Source organism: Agromyces sp. P1_H4 (assembly GCF_056405255.1).
Genome location: NZ_JBFUCL010000534.1, coordinates 1 through 1,467 on the forward strand (window position 1 = coordinate 1; position 1,467 = coordinate 1,467).

Below are 1,467 nucleotides of genomic sequence, written 5' to 3' on the forward strand. Positions count from 1 at the left end.
GGGGAGCACGCTCGCCACCGCGATGGAGGCGCGGGCCTTCGGGGCGCCCGGCGCGCGCACCTGGGCGCGGGCGGCGAAGTTCGGTGGCATCGAATGGGTGGTCATCGCCGCCGGATGCCTCGTGGCGGCGGTGTCGGCCACCGCGGCCGTCGCCACGGGGAGCTGGAATGTCATCTGGTCCTGACGCCGGCCATCGTGCCGGCGGCCGCGACTCTGGACCGACGACCGCCGGGGACCGACCCGATCGAGGTGGCGAGCCCGCCGCGTCGGCGCTTCGCGCGGTGCGTGCGGCCGTGCGCGGCATCCGGAACCCGCTCGTGCTCATCGACGGACCCAGCGGTGCAGGCAAGTCCACGCTCGCTGACGCGCTGGTCGACCGGTGGCCGGGGCGACCGCCGCAGCTCGTGCGCCTCGACGATGTGTACCGGGGGTGGTCGGGACTCGAACGGGCTGGGGTGGAGCTGTCGCAGACGCTGGTGCGCCCGCGCGCCCGCTTCCAGGTAGGTCGGTGGCGACGCTGGGACTGGGTGAACCAACGCCCCGGTGCGCGCGAGCACGTTCCTCCCGGCGAGGCACTGATCGTCGAGGGCTGCGGCGCATTCGCGGCGGGAGGCTCGGCTCGCTCGGCGCTGCGGATCTGGGTCGACGCGCCCGACGCGCTCCGCAGGCGCCGCGCCCTCGACCGTGACGGCGGCGCCTACGACCCGTACTGGGGGATGTGGGACCGCCAGTGGCGGCACTACGTGCACCGTACCGTGCCGGCCGTTCGCGCCGATGTACGACTGCGGGCCGCACCCGACGGGCGCACCGAGCCTCGTCCCGACCCGGGCGCGGCTCCTGTGCACGTCCGTTCGCGCGGGCTAACGTAGTGGCATGAGTGCAGACGCAGCAGCAGAGTACGTCGCCGAGTTCATCGACGGGCCGCTCGAGGGCGAGTTCGAGCATCGAGTCCTCGTCGGCGGCAAGCCCGAGTCCCGCGTCGGCATGCTGGCAGCGGTCGACGGCCTCGAATCGCTGTTCTGGTACGACGCCGTCGACGAGCGCGAGGTGAACGGACAGGTTCGCGTGCGATTCCGTTTCGACGCGGGCGACTCCGATCCCGTCGAGTTCGACGAGGACGACAACGACTGACGCGGTGACGGTCGCCGTCCGAGCCGTCGTCGGATCGGGGTGTTCCGGGTTCCGCGGCCGGTGGTCAGCCGTCCTGTGCGTCGAAGAACGCGGCGATGAGGGTCGACGGGTTCGTGAGACGCCAGATCGGCCCCGGGTCGCGGATGTCGCCCGAGAGCTGCAGCGGTGACGCGATCTCGCCCGTCGCCGTGGGCACCGCGACTCGGCCGACCTCGCGGCCGTCGGGTGCCGTCGAGAACGGATCCACGGTGACGGATGCCGCGCCGAACGCCTCGCCCCACGGTGCATCCGTGCGGTCGACCGCGGCGACGAGCTCGGCCTCGTCGCCCCATGGCG

Annotated in this window: 2 protein-coding genes and 2 pseudogenes; 3 read left to right on the forward strand and 1 reads right to left on the reverse strand. The window is 73.1% G+C overall.

Annotation, left to right across the window (positions count from 1 at the left end; all coding sequences use genetic code 11):
* From AC1DY2_RS19715 to AC1DY2_RS19725, 3 genes and pseudogenes are all read left to right on the forward strand, one after another.
* Nucleotides 1–184 (forward strand): annotated as a pseudogene (locus AC1DY2_RS19715) (energy-coupling factor transporter transmembrane protein EcfT); the annotation flags it as partial.
* Between the two features lie 109 nt (nucleotides 185–293).
* Nucleotides 294–869, forward strand: coding sequence for a nucleoside/nucleotide kinase family protein (locus AC1DY2_RS19720; protein ID WP_476763952.1), 576 nt, complete (start codon nucleotides 294–296; stop codon nucleotides 867–869).
* Between the two features lie 4 nt (nucleotides 870–873).
* Nucleotides 874–1,131, forward strand: a complete 258-nt coding sequence (locus AC1DY2_RS19725) for a hypothetical protein (RefSeq protein WP_309979135.1) — start codon at nucleotides 874–876, stop codon at nucleotides 1,129–1,131.
* Between the two features lie 64 nt (nucleotides 1,132–1,195).
* Here AC1DY2_RS19725 and AC1DY2_RS19730 read toward each other — a convergent pair.
* Nucleotides 1,196–1,467 (reverse strand): annotated as a pseudogene (locus AC1DY2_RS19730) (hypothetical protein); the annotation flags it as partial.

Bases quoted from the DNA above. Each gene is read 5' to 3' on its own strand.
- AC1DY2_RS19725 (WP_309979135.1), top strand. From the start codon at position 874: ATGAGTGCAGACGCAGCAGCAGAGTACGTCGCCGAGTTCATCGACGGG.